Source organism: Microbacterium sp. SS28 (genome assembly GCF_022761035.1).
Classification (GTDB): Bacteria; Actinomycetota; Actinomycetes; order Actinomycetales; family Microbacteriaceae; genus Microbacterium.
Window position 1 is genome coordinate 295,311 of record NZ_JAKWJP010000005.1, and the last position, 20,058, is coordinate 315,368.

At 71.0% G+C, this 20,058-nt stretch carries 18 protein-coding genes; 13 read left to right on the forward strand and 5 right to left on the reverse strand.

Annotated elements, in window-relative coordinates:
• Positions 1-19 precede the first annotated feature (19 nt).
• The 3 genes from MJ607_RS15420 to MJ607_RS15430 are packed head-to-tail and all read left to right on the forward strand — an operon-like array spanning position 20 to position 6,140.
• Entirely contained in the window at positions 20-1,522 is a 1,503-nt protein-coding gene (locus tag MJ607_RS15420) for a glycoside hydrolase family 43 protein (protein ID WP_243076487.1), read from the forward strand.
• A complete protein-coding gene (locus MJ607_RS15425) occupies positions 1,519-4,335 on the forward strand; it encodes an alpha-L-rhamnosidase (protein ID WP_243076488.1) in 2,817 nt (938 codons plus the stop codon). Before MJ607_RS15420 ends, MJ607_RS15425 begins: the two co-directional genes overlap by 4 nt.
• Before the next feature lie 50 nt (positions 4,336-4,385).
• The gene (locus MJ607_RS15430) at positions 4,386-6,140 is read left to right on the forward strand and encodes a DUF5605 domain-containing protein (RefSeq protein WP_243076489.1); all 1,755 of its coding nucleotides are present in this window, start codon (positions 4,386-4,388) and stop codon (positions 6,138-6,140) included.
• A 139-nt stretch (positions 6,141-6,279) separates the two neighbouring features.
• Here the strand turns inward: MJ607_RS15430 and MJ607_RS15435 are convergent, their stop codons facing one another.
• Entirely contained in the window at positions 6,280-7,284 is a 1,005-nt protein-coding gene (locus MJ607_RS15435; RefSeq protein WP_243076490.1) for a LacI family DNA-binding transcriptional regulator, read from the reverse strand.
• Between the two features lie 156 nt (positions 7,285-7,440).
• Here MJ607_RS15435 and MJ607_RS15440 point away from each other — a divergent pair, with 156 nt between their 5' ends.
• Positions 7,441-7,770, forward strand: a complete 330-nt coding sequence (locus MJ607_RS15440) for a protein-L-isoaspartate carboxylmethyltransferase (RefSeq protein WP_243076491.1) — start codon at positions 7,441-7,443, stop codon at positions 7,768-7,770.
• Between the two features lie 24 nt (positions 7,771-7,794).
• On the opposite strand, the gene MJ607_RS15445 is transcribed toward MJ607_RS15440, so the two are convergent.
• Entirely contained in the window at positions 7,795-8,133 is a 339-nt protein-coding gene (locus MJ607_RS15445; RefSeq protein ID WP_243076492.1) for a peptide ABC transporter permease, read from the reverse strand.
• Entirely contained in the window at positions 8,130-8,471 is a 342-nt protein-coding gene (locus MJ607_RS15450) for an RNA polymerase subunit sigma (RefSeq protein ID WP_243076493.1), read from the reverse strand. The genes MJ607_RS15445 and MJ607_RS15450 overlap by 4 nt, the downstream gene beginning before the upstream one ends.
• Before the next feature lie 122 nt (positions 8,472-8,593).
• Here MJ607_RS15450 and MJ607_RS15455 point away from each other — a divergent pair, with 122 nt between their 5' ends.
• From MJ607_RS15455 to MJ607_RS15495, 9 genes are all read left to right on the forward strand, one after another.
• The gene (locus MJ607_RS15455; RefSeq protein WP_243076494.1) at positions 8,594-9,073 is read left to right on the forward strand and encodes a MarR family winged helix-turn-helix transcriptional regulator; all 480 of its coding nucleotides are present in this window, start codon (positions 8,594-8,596) and stop codon (positions 9,071-9,073) included.
• Between the two features lie 91 nt (positions 9,074-9,164).
• Positions 9,165-9,554 (forward strand): L-rhamnose mutarotase, encoded by a 390-nt coding sequence (locus tag MJ607_RS15460; RefSeq protein ID WP_243076495.1) that lies wholly within the window; start codon positions 9,165-9,167, stop codon positions 9,552-9,554.
• Entirely contained in the window at positions 9,551-10,717 is a 1,167-nt protein-coding gene (gene rhaI / locus MJ607_RS15465) for an L-rhamnose isomerase (RefSeq protein ID WP_243076496.1), read from the forward strand. The genes MJ607_RS15460 and rhaI overlap by 4 nt, the downstream gene beginning before the upstream one ends.
• Before the next feature lie 6 nt (positions 10,718-10,723).
• Positions 10,724-11,704: an alpha/beta hydrolase fold domain-containing protein gene (locus MJ607_RS15470; protein ID WP_243076497.1), complete on the forward strand. Its 981-nt coding sequence runs from the start codon at positions 10,724-10,726 to the stop codon at positions 11,702-11,704.
• 12 nt (positions 11,705-11,716) lie between these two features.
• A complete protein-coding gene (locus MJ607_RS15475) occupies positions 11,717-13,753 on the forward strand; it encodes a bifunctional aldolase/short-chain dehydrogenase (RefSeq protein WP_243076498.1) in 2,037 nt (678 codons plus the stop codon).
• Positions 13,750-15,168 (forward strand): rhamnulokinase family protein, encoded by a 1,419-nt coding sequence (locus MJ607_RS15480; protein WP_243076499.1) that lies wholly within the window; start codon positions 13,750-13,752, stop codon positions 15,166-15,168. Before MJ607_RS15475 ends, MJ607_RS15480 begins: the two co-directional genes overlap by 4 nt.
• Positions 15,165-16,142: a serine hydrolase gene (locus MJ607_RS15485; protein ID WP_243076500.1), complete on the forward strand. Its 978-nt coding sequence runs from the start codon at positions 15,165-15,167 to the stop codon at positions 16,140-16,142. The genes MJ607_RS15480 and MJ607_RS15485 overlap by 4 nt, the downstream gene beginning before the upstream one ends.
• A 124-nt stretch (positions 16,143-16,266) precedes the next feature.
• Complete coding sequence (locus MJ607_RS15490) at positions 16,267-16,446, forward strand: hypothetical protein (protein WP_243076501.1); 180 nt, start codon at positions 16,267-16,269, stop codon at positions 16,444-16,446.
• A gap of 69 nt (positions 16,447-16,515) precedes the next feature.
• Positions 16,516-18,135: a DHA2 family efflux MFS transporter permease subunit gene (locus tag MJ607_RS15495; protein ID WP_243076502.1), complete on the forward strand. Its 1,620-nt coding sequence runs from the start codon at positions 16,516-16,518 to the stop codon at positions 18,133-18,135.
• 138 nt (positions 18,136-18,273) lie between these two features.
• On the opposite strand, the gene MJ607_RS15500 is transcribed toward MJ607_RS15495, so the two are convergent.
• Both MJ607_RS15500 and MJ607_RS15505 read right to left on the reverse strand, forming a co-directional pair.
• On the reverse strand, positions 18,274-19,119 hold the full coding sequence (locus MJ607_RS15500) for a transglutaminase family protein (RefSeq protein WP_243076503.1): 846 nt from the start codon (positions 19,117-19,119) through the stop codon (positions 18,274-18,276).
• The gene (locus MJ607_RS15505; RefSeq protein ID WP_243076504.1) at positions 19,116-20,048 is read right to left on the reverse strand and encodes an alpha-E domain-containing protein; all 933 of its coding nucleotides are present in this window, start codon (positions 20,046-20,048) and stop codon (positions 19,116-19,118) included. Before MJ607_RS15505 ends, MJ607_RS15500 begins: the two co-directional genes overlap by 4 nt.
• Positions 20,049-20,058: the final 10 nt, after the last annotated feature.

The following is a 20,058-nucleotide window of genomic DNA, read 5'->3' on the forward strand; positions in this document are numbered from 1 at the left end:
CATCCCGAACGGACACGACATGACGACGCTGTACAACCCGCTCCTGAACGGCTTCCACCCCGACCCGTCGGTCGTCAAGGCGGGCGACGCCTGGTATCTCGCGACGAGCACGTTCGAGTACCTGCCCGGCATCCCGATCCACCGCTCGACGGATTTCGAGACGTGGGAGCTCATCGGCCATGTCGCGACGCGCCCCGGGCAGCTCGCGGTCGAAGAGGTGCCGACGGCCGGCGGCGCGTGGGCCCCGACGATCCGGCACCGGGACGGCGTCTTCCACCTCGTCATCACTGACGCGATGGGGCGCGGGATGCTGCACTTCACCGCGACCGACGCCGCGGGCCCGTGGAGCGACGGCGACCTCATCCTCAAGGCCGACGGGTCGGGCAGCGTCGACGGCATCGACCCCGACATCGCGTGGGACGCCGACGGCACCGTCTACATCACCTACTCGGGCCTCATTCTGGAGGGTGCCGAGATCGGGCAGCACCTCGGCATCCAGCAGGTGAAGGTCGACCTCGAGCGTCACATCGCGCTCGAAGAGCCCCGCTCGCTGTGGTCGGGGACGGGCGGCGGCTTCCCCGAGGCCCCGCACCTCTACGAGGTCGACGGTCGCTGGTATCTCATGATCGCCGAGGGCGGCACCGAGCGCGGCCACGGCATCTCGATCGCGCGCGGCGACTCCCCCGAGGGCCCGTTCGAGACGGCGCCGCAGAATCCGCTCGTCTCGGCCCGCTCCACGACGCGCCCCGTGCAGAACACGGGCCACGGCGACCTCGTGATCGGCCCCGACGGCGACTGGCTGTGCGTCCTGCTCGGCGTCCGTCCCCGCTCGATGACCCGCGCGTTCTCGGCCCTCGGGCGCGAGACGTTCGTGACCCCCGTGCACTGGGAGGACGACGGCTGGCCCTCGATCGAGCCCGTGCAGCTCAACGCGCGCCCCGGCACGCGCGTCGAGGTCGCGTTCGATCAGCCGCTCGACGGAGAGTGGATCTCGATCCGCTCCCTCCCGGGCGATCACGCCGACCTCGCGTCCGGCGCGCTCGTGCTGCACGGCAACGGCTCGACGCTCGATGACCCGCGTCCCGTCTTCGTCGGACGCCGTCAGGAGCACCTCACGAACTCCGTGACGGTGACGACGGATGCCTCGGCCGGCGTCGGCGGCCTCGCTGTGCGCTACGACGAGCACTTCCACGTCGAGGTCGAGGCGGGGCAGGGCTCCGTGACCGCCCGCGCCGTCATCAGCGGACTCGTGCAGGAGTGGACGATCCCCTTCGGCGGCGGGATCCTCGACCTGCACATCGACTCCCGCAAGCCGGCGCCGACGGGCGGATTCCCCCGCACGGGCGACGAGTTCGACCTCTCCGTGACGATCGACGGTGAGCGCACGCTCCTCGCGACCGTCGACGGCCGCTTCCTCTCGTCCGAGGTGACGGAGTCCTTCACGGGCCGCGTGATCGGGGTCTACGCGGTCGAGGGAGTTGTATCGTTCCAGCGTTGGATCGCCGAAGGAGACGACGAATGACCACGCCTTCCCGCATCGCGACGCTCAGAGCCGAACTGCGCGACGACACGGCGTTCGTCGCCACGGCGACGCCGCGGCTGAGCTGGACGGTCGAGTCCGACGAACCCGGCTGGCTGCAGGCATCCGCCGACCTCACCGACGGTCTCGAGACCGTGACGATCGACGGCGGCGACAGCGTGCTCGTCGCATGGCCGTTCGCTCCGCTCGCGGTCGGCGAGATCCGGGATGTCGCGGTCCGCGCCCGCTCCACGGCGGGGGCCGAGACGCCGTGGAGCGACGCGCTCCGCGTCGAGTCCGGGGTCCTCGCCGAGGGCGAGTGGACGGCCCTGCCCGTGGGCCTCGCCGACCCCGAGCGCGAGGCGCAGCCCGCCCTCGTGCGCACGACCTTCGTGCTCGACCGCCCCGTGCGGCGCGCGCTGCTCTTCTGGACGGCGCTCGGCGTCGCCGAGCCCGAGGTCAACGGCACCGCCGTCTCGGACGACGTGCTCTCGCCCGGCTGGACCGCCTACCGCGACCGGCTCGTGCACGAGACCGTCGACGTCACGGCGCTCCTGCGCGAGGGGGAGAACGTGCTCGGCGCGACGATCGCGGGCGCTTGGTACACCGAGCAGTACGGCTTCCACAACTTCACGAACCGCCTCTACGGCACGCAGCCGTCGTTCCTCGCGCAGGTGCGCGTCGAGTACGAGGACGGGTCGGTCCAGGTGATCGCCGCGACGGATGCCTCGTGGCAGGCGCGCGGCGACGGTCCCGTCGTCGACAGCGGCATCTACCCCGGCGAGCACCAGGACCTCCGACGCGCTATCGCGACCACGACCGGGGCCGGCTGGGCCCCCGCCCGCGTGGGCGCCGCCGCGAACGCCGGCTACGAGAACGTCCCCGTGCCCGAGGCGCGCATCGCGCCGCCCGTCCGTCGCATCCAGACCCTCCCCGTCGTGGACGTCATCCAGGCGCCCTCCGGCGGCACGATCCTCGACTTCGGCCAGAACCTCGTGGGGCGCGTGCGCCTGCGGGCGAGCGGCACCGCGGGCACGCGGGTCGTCGTCCGCCACGCCGAGGTCCTCGAGGACGGCGAGCTCGGCATCCGTCCCCTCCGCAATGCGAAGGCGACGGCCACCTTCGACCTGAGCGGCGGCGAAGACGTCCTCGAGTCGCGCTTCAGCTTCTACGGGTTCCGGTACGCGCAGGTCACGGGGCTCGACATCGATCCCGCCGGCATCGAGGCGGTCGTCCTCCACACCGACATGACCCGCACGGGCTGGTTCGACAGCTCGCACGAGCTGCTCGACCGCCTGCACGAGAACGTCGTGTGGGGCATGCGCGGCAACTTCGTGTCGATCCCGACCGACTGCCCGCAGCGCGACGAGCGCCTCGGCTGGACGGGCGACATCCAGGTCTTCGCGCCCACCGCGAGCTTCCTCTACGACTGCGCCGGGTTCCTCACGTCGTGGCTGCGCGACCTCGCGCACGAGCAGGCCCGCAACAACGGCGAGGTGCCGCTCGTGATCCCCGCGGCGCTGCCGTCGTTCGGCGGGGTCGGCCCGACGGCGGCGTGGGGCGATGCGGCGACCGCCGTGCCCACCGTGCTGCAGGAGCGCTTCGGCGACCTCGGCGTGCTCGAGGCGCAGTACGAGAGCATGAAGTCCTGGACCGACGCCGTCCTGCGCGACGCCGGGCACCACGGCCCCTGGGCGGGCCGCATGCAGCTGGGCGACTGGCTCGACCCGGCCGCCCCGCCCGACAAGCCGGGGCAGGCCAAGGTCGACGGCGACATCGTCGCGACCGCGTACCTCGCGCAGTCGCTGCGGCAGGTCGCCGACGCCGCGGCGCTGCTCGGGTTCGATGAGGACGCCGAGGCCTACGGCGCTCTCGCCGAGCGCACCCGCGCCGCCTTCGTCTCGCACTACGTGACCCCCGCGGGCCGAATGATGAGCGACGCCCCGACCGCCTACGCCCTCGCGCTCGAGTTCGACCTCGTGACCGACCCGACGCTGCGCCAGGCGCTCGCCGACCGACTCGCCGCCGTCGTCCGCGAGGGCGGCTACCGCATCGCGACGGGCTTCGTCGGCACGCCGCTCGTGACCGACGCGCTGAGCGGCGGCGGACACCTCGCCGAGGCGGAGCGCCTGCTGCTGCAGACCGAGTGCCCCTCGTGGCTGTACCCCGTCACCATGGGCGCGACGACCGTCTGGGAGCGCTGGGACAGCCTCCTCCCCGACGGCTCGGTCAACCCCGGCGAGATGACGTCGTTCAACCACTACGCGCTCGGCGCGGTCGCCGACTGGCTGCACCGCACGGTCGCCGGCCTCGCGCCCGACGCGCCCGGCTACCGCCGCCTGCGCATCGCCCCGCGCCCGCTCGCCACGCTCGACCACGCCTCCGCGCGGCACATCACGCCCTACGGCGAGGCATCCGTCTCGTGGCGGCGCGAGGGCGACGAGATCGTCGTGACCGCCGTCGTCCCCGCCAACACGACGGCGATCGTCTCCCTGCCCGGCTCGTCGGCGACGGATGCCGCACTCGAGGTCGGCGCAGGAGCACACGAGTGGCGCGTGACCGCGACGCCCGGCGCCCAGACCCCGCCGCTGCCCGGGCTCGACGCGTCGCTTGCCGACATCATCGACGACCCGCGCGCGTACCGCGCCGTGCTCGACGCGCTCGCGGACTTCGACGCGGAGCGCGCAGAGGCCGTGCGCGCCGAGACGCTGTGGGGCGCGGGCCGCACGCTGCGCTCGGCGCTCATGTTCACGCCGCCGCCGGTCCTGGACGACATCGACCGCGCCGTCCGCCGGGCTACGGCACACACCGACTGACGCCTCCATGGCCGGATCCCACCCACACACCTGACCGAAGGGACACACCGATGTTCGATCGCGCTTCGACGTTCGGAGAGACGCTCGACCACCCCGCCGGTCGCGCCGTGCTCGAGAAGCACCTGCCCGGCATCGCGGCCTCGCCCATGGCCGCCCAGTTCCGGGACGCGCGGCTCGGACAGCTCGTCGCGCTCGCGCAGGAGCTCGAAGACCCGGCCGCGCGCCAGCGGCTCTGGGACGCCCTCGCCGAGATCGGCGACGGCACGCACGCACCCCGCCAGTACGGACAGGCGATCGAGCCCGATCCCGACTACGAGCAGGGCGACGTCGAGCGCGGCTCCGCGACCGTCAGCGCCCCCGTGACCGTCGCGAAGTGGGACGTGCTCGAGGTACGCCTGGACGGCCCGTCGCACGGCAACCCGTTCGTCGACGTCGAGCTCGATGCCGTCTTCACGCGCCCCGACGGCTCGGAGGTGCGCGTCGGCGGCTTCTACGACGGCGACGGCGCCTACCTGATCCGCGCTCTCGCCGACGCGGAGGGCGAGTGGAGCTTCCTCACGCGCTCGACCGCGCGCTCGCTCGACGGCATCGTCGGCTCCGCGACGGTGGGCGCACCCCGTGAAGGATCGCACGGCCCCGTGGGCGTCGACGGCTTCCACTTCCGTCACGCGGACGGCACGCGGCACCTGCCGCTCGGAACGACGGCGTACGCCTGGACGCACCAGGACGACGACCTGCAGGAGCAGACCCTCCTCTCGCTCGCCGAGGCGCCGTTCACGAAGATCCGCATGTGCCTGTTCCCGAAGTCCTACCTCTTCAACGCGAACGAGCCTCGCGACTTCGTCTTCCCCGGCTCACTGGAGGACGGCTTCGACCTCGAACGGTTCGATCCTGCCCACTTCCGGAGGCTCGAGCAGCGCATCGCGCAGCTGGCCGCCCTCGGCATCCAGGCCGACCTCATCCTCTTCCACGCCTACGACCGCTGGGGCTTCGCCGATCTCGGACCCGCCGTCGACGAGCGATACCTGCGCTACGTCGTGCGACGCCTCGCGGCATTCGCCAACGTGTGGTGGTCGATGGCCAACGAGTACGACCTCATGTGGTCGAACGAGATCGACGACTGGGAGCGCCTCGCGGCCATCGTCGCCGAGGAGGACCCCTTCGGGCACCTCAACTCGATCCACAACTGCCGCCCCTTCTACGACTACTCGCAGCCGTGGATCACCCACGTCAGCATCCAGCGCGTCGACGTCTACCGCACGGCCGAGAACACCGACGAGTGGCGCGAGCGGTGGGGCAAGCCGATCGTGATCGACGAGTGCGCCTACGAGGGCGACATCGACCAGGGCTGGGGGAACATCACCGGCGAAGAGATGACGCGCCGCTTCTGGGAGGCAGCCGTCCGCGGCGGATACTGCGGCCACGGCGAGACCTACCTGCCCCACTCCGACAGCGACGAGGTGCTGTGGTGGTCGAAGGGCGGCGAACTGCACGGCACGTCGCCGGCCCGCATCCGGTTCCTGCTCGATCTGCAGTCCGAGGCGCCTGAGGGCGTATGGGACCCGCTCCCGTCCGACTGGGACGTCCCGTGGGGCGGCGTCGCGGATTCGCACCGCGTCGCCTACTTCGGCTTCAATCGCCCGCGCTTCCGCCATGTCGTGCTCCCCGAGGGCGAGTGGACCATCGACGTCATCGACACGTGGAACATGACGGTCCACCGGATGCCCCACACCCACCGCGGCACCGCGCGGGTCGAGCTGCCGGGCCGTCAGTACATGGCCGTGCGCGCCATCCGCGTGTCCTAGCCCGATCGGACGAGAGGGGGGCCGGATGCTGCCCCGCCCTCCTCTCGTCGTCTGCCCTCCGCCAGCCGCCGTCGAAACCAGGAATGCGGCTCGCTCGGGGCTCGCGAACCGCGAGGCGAGCAGCGCGCGAGCGAGGGCGTCAGCCGGCGGTCGAGGCGCGGACGACGAGCTCGGGCTGGAACCGCACGTTGCGCTCGTAGCCGCCTGCCCCCGCGAGCTCGGCGAGCAGCACGTCGACGGCCGTGTAGCCGATGAGGGATGCCGGCTGGCGGATCGAGCTCAGGGGGACGACGGTCGCCGCCGCGAAGTCGATGTCGTCGTAGCCGATGAGCGCGATGTCGTCGGGCACGCGCACGTCGGCCATGAGGCTCAACCCCTGGAGGAGCCCGACGGCGAGCAGATCGTTCGCCGCGAAGACGGCGTCGGGGCGCTCGGCGGCGAGACGCGCAACGAGCGCCTCACCCGCCGCCCTGCCCTGCAGCACTGTGAGCGCGGGCGTCTCGACGATCTCGAGCGTGGCACCCTCGGCGGCGTCGACCGCGCGGCGCGCGCCCTCGAGACGGTCCGCGACCTGGCGGGTCGCGAGCGGTCCGCCGACGAAGGCGATGCGTCGACGGCCCAGCGACAGCAGGTGCGAGACGGCGAGCTGCCCGCCCTCGATGTCGTCGACCGAGACCGACAGGTACTCCCCGTCGGGGGTCTCGCGGTCGACCAGGACGATCGGCACGCCGGACTCCCGCAGCCGCGCGAGCGGAGCGAGGTCGTCGCTCGCGGGGGTCACGAGCACGCCGTTGACGCGCTGCTCCTGGAAGAGGTCGAGGTACGCGCCCTCGCGGTCGGCGCGCTCGTCGCTGCTGCCGAGGAGCACGGTCATGCCGTCTTCAGCGGCGCGCGCCTCGGCGCCGCGGGCGACCTCGGCGAAGAACGGGTTTCCGACGTCGAGCACGACGAGCCCGATGCAGCGGCTGCGCCCCGCGCGCAGCTGACGGGCGGCGTCGTTGCGCACGTAGCCGAGCTCGGCGATCGCCTGCATGACCCGCTCGACGGTCGCGGGGGCGACCTTGGACGGCTGATTGAGCACGTTCGAGACGGTTCCCACCGAGACGGATGCCGCGGAGGCGACATCCTTGACACTCACTGCCACGTCGCCTCCACTCGTGCCCGATCCTCTCAGAGTGTAGGGCTGCGTACCGTTTCCCCCGGTCGCCGGGTGATAATGGCAGTTGTGTGCCTTCGCCCCCTGGCACCGCGAATGCCGTTGTGAGGTGACATGCCGTATCGCGATCAAGCAACGGTCAACATGTGGGTCCACGATTTCCTGACCGCGAGGGATGACGTCGCGACCGACGTCTCCGTCCTGGAGAAGGATTTCACCGCCGGACCCGACTCCGGGATGGTGGTCGTCTCACTGCGCAACGCCTCGACCATGACCTACGTCCAGGCCATCGTCCGCGATGGAATGCCCCGGTGGCTCGTGACGTTCGAGGCCCGCAACGAGAGCTTCGACCTCGACGCCGCAGGCGTCGCGCGCCTCGCGCACGACCTGTCGACGCTCGCGCAGATGTGCGACTACCTCCAGGAGCGCACCGACGCCGCCCTGGCGGCGAAGGCGGCTGCGGCCCCGGTCTAGCGACGCCGCTGCCGGCGACCCCGGTCAGAGGGCCGGTACCACGGTGCCCGCTGCGACGAAGAGCATGACGGCGAGGATGCCGCACGCCGCGGCCGCCGTGTGCAGCTGTCGGTCGATGCCGTAGAGGGGCAGGCAGGGCGTGCTGCCTGCGGACAGCACGGCGCGCTTCGCGTGCGCGAGCGAGTCGTACCGCCCGACGGCGGTCGACCTGCCGTCGAAGGCGACGAAGTGGCCGTCGGCCGTCGTGTCGACGTACCCGACGAACTCCCCCGCACGCGAGGCGACGTGGAACCCGGTGTCGGGCTGCGCCCACGTGACACGCGTGAGAGACGGAAGCGCAGCCGGGAATGCGGGGGCGCTCACGCGGCACGCACCAGCGTGGGCTTGAGGCTGACCTCTTCCTCGACCTCGGTGAGATCGATGACGATGCCGTTGGTGGATGTCGCCGCCTGCGCGAGCTGGTTGAGGTAGTCGCGGTCGAGCTGCTCGCTCTCGGCCGACTCGAACTCGAATCGCAGCGGGATGGAGCAATGCACCCAGATCGTGGTGCGGCCGGAACCGGAGAAGTACGGGTTCTTGAAGGTCACCGTGAAGCTCTCCGAGCGGCGCAGCTTGCTGGAGGTCACGACCTTGAGGTGCGAGAGGACGCGGTCGGGAATCTCGACGCCATCGGTTCCCATGCCGTAGTAGAGACGACCCATTTCAAACTCCTTCGGGGGGTGAATGATGTTGTTCGTGACGTTACTCACGGTATAAGTAGTTTGTCAAACTAGAGATTTGGATTCTGTGTATCATGGAGGTCGAGAGGTAGAAGGGACGTGACATGGACCGCGACCTTGAGAGCGCGTCCCCCGAGGAACGCGTGGCCGAGGCGTACGACCGGTTCCGCTCGGCGGAGACGTCGATGCGTGAGCGCGTTCGGGGCCACACGGCGACGAGCGAGAACGAGCTGCGCATGATCCAGTTCCTCGTGAGCGCGGGAGACGCCGGCAAGGACGTCAAACCCGGCGAGCTCACGCGTCATCTGGGCATCTCATCGGCATCGACGACAGCCCTCATGGACCGCCTCGAACGCGCGGGCAGCCTCGAGCGGTTCGCCCACCCCACCGACCGTCGCTCGATCCTGATCAGCGCGACGCCGAGCGCCCGCGACAAGGTCAAGGCCACCATCGGCGCCTTTGAGTCCCGCCTCCACGAGCTCAGCGCCGGACTCTCGGAAGACGCCCGCAACACCGTCGTCGACTTCCTCGATGCGCTCGCCGAGGCCGCCGACGCGGTCGCGGCCGTCGCGCCCGCACGCTGATCTCCTGAGCGGCCTTGCGCACGGGGTGCTTTTCGTCGTATCATTGAAACGATTCACATCGCACCCACGATCCACTAGGAGCACCCCCTCGATGACGAGCACCACCCCCACCAGGGTCTGCTTCCAGCTGCAGGTCGCGCCCGCACTGCTCGACGAGTACATCGCTCGCCACACGCCGGTGTGGCCCGAGATGCTCGCCGAGATCGCCGCCGCGGGCCGTCGGAACTACTCGCTCTTCCTCGCGGACGGCGGCCGCCTCATCGGCTACTACGAGACCGACGACGACGACGCCGCGCAGGCCTACCTCGCGGCATCCCCCGTTGCGGCTCGATGGGAAGCCGAGATGGCTCGCTTCTTCGTCGGCCTCGAAGGCCGCCCGGACCAGGCCGCGACATCCCTCACCGAAGTCTTCAACCTCGAAGCCCAGCTCGCCAGTGCCGGCGAGTCCCCCGTCTCCCCTCAAGAAAGCGAAGCATCGTGAGCATCCTCTCCGCAGACATCCAGTCCCAGCTCGAGCAGCAGGGCATCGAGCTGCCCTCGTGGGCGTTCGGCAACTCCGGCACGCGGTTCCGCGTGTGGACGACGGGCGGCACCCCGCGCGATCCGTTCGAGAAGATCGCGGACGCGGCAGAGGTCAACCGCGTGACGGGCCTCGCCCCGAGCGTCGCGCTGCACATCCCGTGGGACAAGGTCGACTCCTACGACGACCTGCGCAAGCACGCCGAGGACCTCGGCGTGCAGCTCGGCACGATCAACTCGAACACGTTCCAGGACGAGGACTACAAGTTCGGCGCCCTCACGCATGAGGACGACCGAATCCGCCGCAAGGCGATCGACCACCACATCGAGTGCGTCGACGTCATGGATGCCACGGGGTCGCGCGACCTCAAGATCTGGCTCGCCGAGGGCTCGAACTACCCGGGCCAGACCGATATGCGCGCGCGTCAGGACCGCCTCAACGACTCGCTCCGCGAGATCTACGCGCGTCTCACGGGCGAGCAGCGCCTCGTGCTGGAGTACAAGTTCTTCGAGCCGTCGTTCTACCACACCGACGTTCCGGACTGGGGCACCTCCTACGCCCAGGTCGCGACGCTCGGCGACCGCGCGATGGTCTGCCTCGACACGGGCCACCACGCGCCCGGCACGAACATCGAGTTCATCGTCATGCAGCTCCTGCGCCTCGGAAAGCTCGGCTCGTTCGACTTCAACTCGCGCTTCTACGCAGATGACGATCTCATCGTGGGCGCCGCCGACCCGTTCCAGCTGTTCCGCATCATCGTCGAGGTCATCCGCGGCGGGGGCCTCAACAACCCCGACGTGGCCTTCATGCTCGACCAGTGCCACAACATCGAGGCGAAGATCCCCGGCCAGATCCGGTCGGTGCTCAACGTGCAGGAGATGACGGCGCGCGCGCTGCTCATCGACCAGTCGGCGCTCGCCGCGGCGCAGTCCGCGAACGACGTCCTCGGCGCGCAGGCCGTCTTCATGGACGCGTTCTACACCGACGTCCGCCCCGCGCTCGCCGAGTGGCGCGAGTCGCGCGGCCTCCCCGCCGACCCGATGGCCGCGTTCGCGGCATCCGGCTACCAGCAGAAGATCGAAGCCGACCGCGTCGGCGGCGTCCAGGCCGGCTGGGGAGCGTAAGCGCAGATGGCCGATCCGTACTCCGCCGCCGAAGGGCTCGTTCGCGTCTACCCTGCACGCGAGCCCGACGGCTCGGGCCTCGTCTGGGCGCACGGCGGCGGCTTCGCCTTCGGCGACCTCGACATGCCCGAGGCCGACTGGGTCGCGCGCGCCCTCGCGACGCGCGGCACGACCGTCGTGTCGGTGGACTACCGGCTCGCGCCGGTTCCGCAGGACGGTCCCACGCGCCCGGAGGCTCCGCGCCGCGCGCCGGCGCCGGGCGGAGGGAGCGTGGGGAGGGCGACTCCGGATGCCGCGTCCCGCGCCGGCTCGCATTACCCCGCCGCCTCCGACGACCTGGTGTCGGCCTGGGAGTGGACGCTCGCGGCCGCCGCGCGCCTGCGCATCGACACCGCCCGGCTCGCCGTCGGCGGCGCGAGCGCGGGAGGCAACATCGTGGCGGGAGCCGTGCTGCGGCTGCTCGCCGACGACAAGCCGCTTCCCGCCCTCGTCGTGCTCGCGTATCCGACCCTGCTCGCAGTGCAGCCCGCGCCCTCGCCCGAGCTGCGGGCTCTGCTGGACGCGCGTCCTGAGGCCGACGGCTTCGGCCCCGACGCCGTGCGCGGCATGTACGAGACCTACCTCGGCGGTCCCGTCGAGGACGCTCCGCTCTTCGCCGTCCCCGGCACGGCGTCGGTCGACGACGTCGCGGGCTTCCCGCCGACGCTCATGATCAACGACGACGTCGACGAGCTGCGCGTCTCGGGCGAGGCGTTCGCCGCGACCCTCGCCGCCGCGGGACGCGAGATCGAGGTCGTCATCGAGCCCGGCGAGAGCCACGGCCACCTCAATCGCTCGCATGAGCCTGCGGCATCCGTCTCGATCGACCGCATCCGCACGCGTCTCGCCGCCCTCTCCTCCTCTTCCGCTCCCCGGCGTCACATGGCGGGTGCGGCCGCTGCCCACTCGCTCGTTGCCGCGGGCGAACCGACAACCTCCCTCACTTAAGGACTCACGAACATGACGAATCCCGCAGCCGCCGAGCTGATCGCGCGCAGCAATCGCCTCGGCGCCGACCCGAAGAACACGAACTACGCCGGCGGCAACACGTCCGCGAAGGGCACCGAGACCGACCCTGTGACGGGCGAGCCCGTCGAGCTGCTGTGGGTCAAGGGCTCGGGCGGCGACCTCGGCACGCTCAAGCCCGAGGGCCTCGCGGTGCTGCGCCTGGATCGCATGCGCGCGCTCGTGAACGTCTACCCCGGCCTGGACCGCGAGGACGAGATGGTCGCGGCGTTCGACTACTGCCTGCACGGCAAGGGCGGCGCAGCCCCGTCGATCGACACCGCGATGCACGGACTCGTGGATGCCGCGCACGTCGACCACCTGCACCCCGACGCCGGCATCGCGATCGCGACCGCCGCCGACGGCGAAGCGCTCACCGCGACCATCTTCGGCGACAAGGTCGTGTGGGTGCCCTGGCGCCGCCCCGGCTTCCAGCTGGGTCTCGACATCGCCGAGATCAAGGCCGCGAACCCGGCCGCGATCGGCTGCATCCTCGGCGGCCACGGCATCACGGCGTGGGGCGACACGTCCGAGGAGTCCGAGCGCAACTCGCTCTGGATCATCGACACCGCCGCCGCGTACATCGCCGAGCACAGCAAGGCCGATCCGTTCGGCGGCGTGCGCGCGGGCTTCGAGGCCCTCTCCACCGACGAGCGCCGCGAGCGGGCCGCCGCCCTCGCGCCGACGATCCGCGGAATCGCGTCGCACGACAAGCCGCAGGTCGGGCACTACACCGACTCGGACGTCGTGCTCGACTTCCTCGCGTCCGAGCGCGCGCCCGAGCTCGCCGCCCTCGGCACCAGCTGCCCCGACCACTTCCTGCGCACGAAGGTCAAGCCGCTCATCCTCGACCTGCCCGCGACGGCGAGCCTCGAGGAGCAGATCACGCGACTGCACGAACTGCACGAGGCGTACCGCGCCGACTACCAGGCCTACTACGACGCCTACGCGACCGCCGACAGCCCCGCGATCCGCGGCGCCGACCCGCTCATCGTCCTGATCCCGGGCGTGGGCATGTTCTCGTACGGCGCGAACAAGCAGACCGCGCGCGTCGCGGGCGAGTTCTACGTCAACGCGATCAACGTCATGCGCGGCGCCGAGGGCCTTTCGACCTACGCCCCGATCTCGGATGAGGAGAAGTTCCGCATCGAGTATTGGGCCCTCGAAGAGGCCAAGCTGCAGCGGATGCCCAAGCCCAAGACGCACCAGGGCCGCATCGCGTTCGTCACTGGCGCGGCATCCGGAATCGGCAAGGCCATCGCCGTCCGACTCGCCGCCGAGGGCGCGTGCGTCGTCGTCGCCGACCTCGACCTCGAGAAGGCGCAGGCCGCGGCGGCCGAATTGGGCGGGACGGATGTCGCGATCGGCGTCGCCGCGAACGTCGCCGACGCCGCCGGCGTCCAGGCCGCGATCGACGCCACGGTGCTCGCGTTCGGCGGCATCGACCTCGTCGTCAACAACGCCGGCCTCTCGCTGAGCAAGCCGCTGCTGGAGACGACCGAGAAGGACTGGGACCTGCAGCACGACGTCATGGCGAAGGGCTCGTTCCTCGTCTCGAAGGCCGCCGCGAAGGCGCTCATCGAGCAGAAGCTCGGCGGCGACGTCATCTACATCTCGTCGAAGAACAGCGTGTTCGCCGGCCCGAACAACATCGCCTACTCCGCGACGAAGGCCGACCAGGCCCACCAGGTGCGCCTGCTCGCGGTCGAGCTCGGCGAGCACGGCATCCGCGTCAACGGCATCAACCCCGACGGCGTCGTGCGCGGCTCGGGCATCTTCGCCGCCGGCTGGGGCGCCAACCGCGCCGCGACGTACGGCGTCAAGGAAGAGGACCTCGGCCAGTACTACGCCAACCGCACGATCCTCAAGCGCGAGGTCGTCCCCGAGAACGTCGCCGACGCCGTCTACGTGCTGACCGGCCCCGAGCTCAGCCGCACGACGGGTCTGCACATCCCGGTCGACTCCGGCGTCGCCGCCGCCTTCCTGCGATGAGCACCGGCGCGGTCGCGGCGATCGACCTCGGCGCGACCAGCGGCCGGGTCATCCTCGGACACGTCGGCCCCGACACGCTCGACGCGACCTCGGTCGCCCGCTTCCCGAACGACCCCGTGCAGCTCGCGGACGGCCTGCACTGGGACGTCCTCTCGCTCTACGGCGCCGCCGTGAAGGGACTGCGCGAGGCGTTCCGCGCGGCGCCGGGCATCGCGAGCATCGGCATCGACTCGTGGGCGGTCGACTACGGCCTGCTGCGCGGCGGACGCCTGCTCGGCAACCCCGTGCACTACCGCGACGCGCGCACGGCGCTCGGGGTCGAGCGAGTGCATGAGCGGATGCCGCATCCCGAGCTGTTCGAACGCAACGGCCTGCAGTTCCTGCCGTTCAACACGCTCTACCAGCTCGCCGCCGAGCCCGCCGACCTGCTCGGCTTCGCCGACACCGCGCTGCTGATCCCCGACCTCGTCGCCTACTGGCTCACAGGCCAGGCGCGCGCGGAGCAGACCAACGCCTCGACGACGGGGCTGCTGCGGGTGCTGAACGGCACGTGGGACGACGAGCTCATCACGGCGCTCGGCATCCCCCGCGGCATCCTGCCCCCGCTCATCGCCCCCGGCGACCGCATCGGCGAGCTGCTGCCCGCCGTCGCGGCGTCCATCGGCGCGCGCGAAGGCACGCCCGTCACCGCCGTCGGCTCGCACGACACGGCGTCAGCCGTCGTCGCCGTGCCGATGCAGGCGGATGCCGCGGCCTACATCTCGTGCGGCACGTGGGGCCTCGTGGGCGTCGAGGTCGACCACCTCGTGCTCACTCCCGAGGCGCTCGCGGCGAACTTCACGAACGAGGGCGGCGTCGACGGCCGCGTGCGGCTGCTGCACAACGTCATGGGCCTGTGGGTCCTGAGCGAGGCCGTCCGCACGTGGGAGCGGCAGGGGCACCCCATCGACCTGCCGACGCTGCTCGACTCCGCCGAGGAGGTCACGGCGCAGGTCCCCGTCTTCGACGTCAACGACCCGCGCTTCCTCGCCCCCGGCGACATGCCCGCGCGCATCGACGAATGGTGCGCCGAGCACGGCGTCGCAGCTCCCCGCACGCGCGCCGAGTACGCCCGCAGCATCGTCGAGTCGCTCGCGCAGGCCTTCGCCGACACGGCGCTGCAGGCGGGCCGCATCGGCGGCGTCGACGTCCGCACGATCCACATCGTCGGCGGCGGCTCGCTCAACGAGCTGCTCTGCCAGCGGACGGCCGACCGCTCGGGCCTGCCCGTCCTCGCGGGTCCCGTCGAGGCGACCGCGCTCGGGAACATCCTCATCCAGGCCAGAGCGGCAGGGCTCGTGACCGGATCGCTCGAGTCGCTGCGAGACCTCGTCGCCCGCACGCACGCGCCGCGCCGTTACCCTCCTCGGGCATGACCGCCTCCTACGCTGCAGCCTTCGACTGGGCCCGACGGCACGTCGACGCGGGCCGTCTGCCGACGGCCGTTCTGGGCATCGCGACCGCCGACGGCACCGTCGCGCTCGACGCCTTCGGCTCGACCAGCGGCCGCGCCGCCCGGACGGACGACCACTACCGCCTCTTCTCGATCACGAAGCCGCTTCTCGGCCTCGCGGCGGCGCGTGCCGTCGAGCGCGGCCTGCTCGGCATCGAGACGCCCCTCACCGAGGCTGTTCCCGGGTTCGGCGCGGGCCGCGACGACGTCGTGCGCCTGAGCCACCTCGTGAGCCACACGTCCGGCATGTCCGAGCCGCCGCTCGACGCGCCGGGGCTCGGAGCGCTCCTGCGCAGTGCGGGCCGCGACTTCGCCGCCGGCAGCGCCTCGCGCTACTCGACGCTCGCCTTCGAGGGCATCGCCGAGCTCGTCGCGCACGCGACGCGGCGGGACTGGGACTCCGCCGTCGCCGAGTGGGCGGCCGCGATCGGTGCGGACGGGCTGACGCTCGACGAGGCATCCGCTCCGCAGGAGATTCCGGATGCCGCTGCCTCCGGCGTCGACATCGCCCAGTTCGCGAGCCTGCGCCATCCGGGCGCGGGACTCATCGGGCGCGCATCCGACCTGCTCGCCCTCGGCTCCGCGCTCCTGCGCGATGCCGGCGAGGTCGTGCAGCCCGCGACGCTCGCCATGATGCGCCGCCCGCTCACGGGCGACATCCCGCGTCTCGAGCCCTACCCCGCCGAGCGCGGCCAGGACTGGGGCTTCACGTGGAACCTGCGCACGCGCGCGCCCGGCCTCATCGATCGCGACGTCTACGGCCACGGCGGCTGGTCGGGCACGGAGTTCTGGGTGCACCCGACGGCAGGGGTCGCGTGGGTGCTGCTGACGAACCAGGCGCAGCGCCCCGGCGTCGACCCCGACGAGCTCGACAACGCGGTGGTCGCGGGCGTCTGACCTCGGCGCCGGCCCGGTCGCCGGGCGGATCGTCGCGGCAAGCTGACGACGGGGGCGGATGCTGCGGCATCCGTCCCCTGTCAATCCCTGTCGCATCCCACTGCCGCGCGCATAGCGTCGCACCATGGATGACGCACGCGCGAACAACGAGCCCCTCGAGGACCCGCCCACCGGCACGGATCAGCTGGCGGCCGACGGCAGCCCCACCGGCGGCGATGAGACGACCGAGGAGCAGCTGCAGGCCGACAATCCCGCCGAGGAGGAGACGCTCAAGACCCTCGATCCCGACGCTGCCCCGGCCTGATCCGGCCGGATTCCGCCCGATTCGGCGGAAAGCTTCGCATTTCGGAAGGTTGCTAGATAATCTAGCGATATGTTCGATTCCTCGAGCCGTCGCCGCTGGGCGGGCCTCGTCTTCATCAGCGTCGCCGTCGCGCTGATCATCGTCGATTCGACGATCGTCAACGTCGCGATCCCCTCGATCGTCGAAGACCTCGGCATCACCTCGACCGAGGTGCAGTGGGTGCAGGAGGCGTACACCCTCGTCTTCGCGTCGCTCCTGCTCGTCTTCGGCAGCATCGCCGACCGCGTCGGCCGCAGGCGCATGCTCATCATCGGCGTCGTGATCTTCACGCTCGCTTCGATCGCGGCGGCGTTCTCGCCGACGGGCACGGCCCTGATCCTCGCGCGCTTCGTGCAGGGCGTCGGCGGCGCCATGATCCTGCCGACGACGCTCTCGCTGCTGAACGCGACGTTCCGCGGCCGCGAGCGCGGCATCGCATTCGCCGTGTGGGGCTCGACGATCGGAGGCATGGCGGCCGTCGGCCCGCTGCTGGGCGGATGGCTCACGACGGCGTTCTCGTGGCACTGGGCCTTCTTGATCAACGTGCCGCTCGGCATCCTGATCATCGTCGGCGTGCTCCTCACGATCGACGAATCGCGCGGCTCGGCAGCTCGCGTCGACGTCGTCGGCGGCGTGCTGTCGGTCATCACGATGAGCACTCTCGTGTTCGGCCTGATCGAAGGCCGCACATACGGCTGGTGGCTCACCGAGAAGCCGCTCACGATAGGCGCATGGGAGTGGCCGTTCACGCTCTCCCCCGTGCCGATCGCGTTCGCGATAGCCGCCCTCGGCGTCGTCGCGTTCATCGCGTGGGGACTGCGCCGTCGCCGCGCCGGCCGCTCGACCCTCCTCGCGTTCGAGCTGTTCCGCATCCCCTCGTTCCGCAACGGCAACATCGCGGCGCTCATCGTCTCGCTCGGCGAATTCGGCCTCATCCTCGCGCTGCCGCTGTGGCTGCAGTTCGTGCTCGGCTTCGACGCCCTGCAGACGGGCTTCATCCTGCTCGCGCTCGCGCTCGGCTCGTTCGTCGCGAGCGGGTTCGCCGGCGCCTTCGTCGGACGCGTCTCGCCCGTGTGGATCGTGCGCGCGGGCATCGCCGCCGAGATCATCGGCATCGTGGGGGTCGGGTTCGCTCTCGCTCCGGATGCCTCGTGGGTGCCACTCGTGCCCGCGCTGTTCGTCTACGGATTCGGCGTCGGCCTCGCGACGGCCCAGTTGACGGGCGTCGTGCTCGCCGACGTGCCCGTGACGGAGGGCGGCCAGGCCTCGGGCACGCAGTCGACCTCTCGTCAGCTCGGAGCGGCGCTGGGCATCGCGATCCTCGGCACGATCCTGTTCTCGACCACGGCGTCGGTGCTCACGGCGAAGCTCGACGAGCGCGGCGTTCCTGTGGAGCAGCGGGATCAGGTCGTCTCGGCCGTGGTCGACAGCGCGGGCGGCGCGATCGCGGGACTCGAGTCGTCGCCCCAGACCGAGGCGCTGGCGGATGACGCGAAGGCCGCCTTCACCGAGGGAACGCGCTACGCGACCTTCGCCGCCGCCGGCTTCCTCGTGCTGGGCCTCGCCGCGACGCTGTCGCTCGGCAGCGGCCGCCGCCCCGACGAGATCGAGGCCGACTCCGAGGCCTCATCTCCCGCGACCCGGGCGTAGCCGCGGCATCCCCCGCCCGTCAGCCGGCCCACATCGAACCAGGACCATTTCACGCCGTTCGGACGGATCTCGGTCCGCCATCCGAATGAGGTGGAATGGTCCGAATCTCGTGCACCCGAGACGCCGATCACGGCCAGGCTACGCCTCGCGTGTGATCGTGACCTTCACGTGCAGGTGGCCCTTGAACGGGCCCGCGTAGACGCCGCGCAGCGGCGGAACGTCGTTGTAGTCCCGACCGCGGCCGACCAGCACGTGCCGGTCGCCGATCTCGATGTTGTTCGTGGGGTCGAAGCCCTGCCAGTCGCCCGCGAACCACTCGATCCACGCGTGCGACTCGCCCGCCACGGCCTGGCCCACGTCGGCGTTCGCCTTGGGATGCAGGTAGCCCGAGACGTAGCGGGCCGGGATGCCGACCTCGCGCAGCGCGCCGAGGGTGATGTGCGCCATGTCCTGGCACACGCCCTTGCGCGCTTCCCACGCCTCGCTCGCGGTCGAGTGCACGCCCGTGATGCCGTGCATGTACTCGACGGCATCGCCGATCGTCGCCGCGATCGCGTGCGCAGCGCGGCCCGGGTGATCGTGCTGCCCCGCGATCGATCGTGCGATCTCGGCGACCTCGGGGTGAGGCTTGGTGCGGTGGCTCTGGCTGAGCTGCTCGACGGTCTCGATCGAGCGGCCGATCTCGGTCCCGAGACGGTCCCACGTGAGGTCGATGTGCTCGAGCGGGCGCGGGCGCACCTCGACGAGCGAGCGGGCCGTGATCTTGAGATCGGCGTGCGGCGAGAGCACATCGAAGGCCGCGACGCGCGTGCCGAAGTAGTCGACGTAGTGATTGACCGAGGTCGACGGCTCGATGTCGAGTGCCGAGCTCAGGACGAACTGGCTGTCGGTCGAGCTCGGGAGCATCCGCGCCTCGTTGTAGGACGCCGAGACATCCCCCTGGTAGGCGAATCCGGTCGCGTGCTCGATGCGCAGGCGCTTCATGAGATCTCTCCGATCCAGCTCGGTTCCGCCTGCGTCGGGAAGAAGCGGGATTTGATGGCTTCGGATGCTTCGCGCGTGACCTTCTGCACACGGTCCATGTGCTGCGGCAGCTCGCTCAGGATCTCGCTCGTGGGCCGGTACTCGAGGTCGTTGCGGATGCGCCCGAGCGCCCGCAGCACCTGGTTCGAGTGCCCGACGCGGTCGGCCCGCGGGTCGATCGCGCTCATGCAGTCCTCGGCGCGCTGGATCGAGTAGATGATCGAGCGGGGGAACAGACGGTCGAGCAGCAGGAACTCGGCGGCGTTGCGCGCGCTCGGCATGCCGCGGTACGTGCGCAGGTACGCCTCGTAGGCGCCGCACGATCGCAGGATGGTCGTCCACGAGGGCCCGGATGCCTCGGTCAGCGACCGCGTCGCGAGCAGACGTGCCGTCATGTCGGCGCGCTCGATGCTGCGCCCCAGCGTGAAGAACTGCCACGCCTCGTCACGGCTCGTCGAGGAGTCGACGATGCCGACGGCGAGCGCCGACCGCTCGCGCACCCACTGGAAGAACTCGTGCACCTTCTCGGTCTGCAGCCGCCGCGGCATCCGGGAGTTCGTGGTGTTGAGGGTCTCCCACAGCTCGGTGCTGACGATCTCGCGGGCGCGCCGCGCGTTCTCGCGTGCCGCCGTGAGCGAGTACGCGATGCTCGACGGGTTGCCGCGGTCGACCGCGAGGCGCGCGAGGACGTCTTCGCGGGTGACCTTCGCGACGTCGGCCGCGGGGAACGAGCCCATCACGGCGAGGAGCGAGCGGCACGCGGTGTCCTCGTCGATCCACGGGTCCTCGAGCAGGAGCTGCAGGTGCACGTCGAGGATGCGCGCCGTGCCGTCGGAGCGCTCGATGTAGCGCCCGATCCAGAAGAGGCTTTCTGCGATTCGGCTCAGCACGTTCGATCAC

Excerpts from the sequence above, each read along its gene's own strand:
- MJ607_RS15490 (WP_243076501.1), top strand. The coding sequence starts at position 16,267 with ATGGATGACGCACGCGCGAACAACGAGCCCCTCGAGGACCCGCCCACC.
- MJ607_RS15495 (WP_243076502.1), top strand. The coding sequence starts at position 16,516 with ATGTTCGATTCCTCGAGCCGTCGCCGCTGGGCGGGCCTCGTCTTCATC.
- MJ607_RS15455 (WP_243076494.1), top strand. The coding sequence starts at position 8,594 with ATGGACCGCGACCTTGAGAGCGCGTCCCCCGAGGAACGCGTGGCCGAG.
- MJ607_RS15470 (WP_243076497.1), top strand. The coding sequence starts at position 10,724 with ATGGCCGATCCGTACTCCGCCGCCGAAGGGCTCGTTCGCGTCTACCCT.
- MJ607_RS15485 (WP_243076500.1), top strand. The coding sequence starts at position 15,165 with ATGACCGCCTCCTACGCTGCAGCCTTCGACTGGGCCCGACGGCACGTC.
- MJ607_RS15460 (WP_243076495.1), top strand. The coding sequence starts at position 9,165 with ATGACGAGCACCACCCCCACCAGGGTCTGCTTCCAGCTGCAGGTCGCG.
- MJ607_RS15440 (WP_243076491.1), top strand. The coding sequence starts at position 7,441 with ATGTGGGTCCACGATTTCCTGACCGCGAGGGATGACGTCGCGACCGAC.
- MJ607_RS15450 (WP_243076493.1), bottom strand. The coding sequence starts at position 8,471 with ATGGGTCGTCTCTACTACGGCATGGGAACCGATGGCGTCGAGATTCCC.
- MJ607_RS15480 (WP_243076499.1), top strand. The coding sequence starts at position 13,750 with ATGAGCACCGGCGCGGTCGCGGCGATCGACCTCGGCGCGACCAGCGGC.
- MJ607_RS15425 (WP_243076488.1), top strand. The coding sequence starts at position 1,519 with ATGACCACGCCTTCCCGCATCGCGACGCTCAGAGCCGAACTGCGCGAC.
- MJ607_RS15475 (WP_243076498.1), top strand. The coding sequence starts at position 11,717 with ATGACGAATCCCGCAGCCGCCGAGCTGATCGCGCGCAGCAATCGCCTC.
- MJ607_RS15500 (WP_243076503.1), bottom strand. The coding sequence starts at position 19,119 with ATGAAGCGCCTGCGCATCGAGCACGCGACCGGATTCGCCTACCAGGGG.
- MJ607_RS15430 (WP_243076489.1), top strand. The coding sequence starts at position 4,386 with ATGTTCGATCGCGCTTCGACGTTCGGAGAGACGCTCGACCACCCCGCC.
- MJ607_RS15420 (WP_243076487.1), top strand. The coding sequence starts at position 20 with ATGACGACGCTGTACAACCCGCTCCTGAACGGCTTCCACCCCGACCCG.